This window comes from Pseudoalteromonas sp. SG45-5, assembly GCF_014164085.1.
GTDB classification, from domain to species: Bacteria; Pseudomonadota; Gammaproteobacteria; order Enterobacterales; family Alteromonadaceae; genus Pseudoalteromonas; species Pseudoalteromonas aliena.
This window is the reverse complement of sequence record NZ_JACJEM010000179.1, coordinates 1-321: the sequence shown is the minus strand read 5'-3', so window position 1 is coordinate 321 and position 321 is coordinate 1. Positions and strand designations below refer to the sequence as shown.

1 rRNA gene is annotated in these 321 nt (G+C 39.3%); it reads left to right on the top strand.

From position 1 onward, the window contains the following. The first annotated feature begins 202 nt into the window (after positions 1-202). A 5S ribosomal RNA gene (rrf, locus tag H5119_RS20185) occupies positions 203-317 on the top strand. The last annotated feature ends 4 nt before the right edge of the window (positions 318-321 follow it).

Genomic DNA, 321 nt, shown 5'->3' with positions numbered 1-321 from the left:
TGGTGTGAGCCATTAAGCTAACTTGTACTAATTACCCGTGAGGCTTAACCATACAACGCCAAACGCGTTTTATGTGATAGTGAAACAAGCGAAGAAGTTAATATGACTAAAGTAGATATTACTTAGAAAGACTTAAAAAATATTATCAGATATTTTCCAAATTCAGTTAGTGCGTAGTGATACGGATTAACGCCCAAATTTGCTTGGTGACAATAGCGTTTTGGACCCACCTGATCCCATGCCGAACTCAGTAGTGAAACGAAACAGCGCCGATGATAGTGTAGCATTTGCTATGTGAAAGTAGGACATTACCAGGCTTCA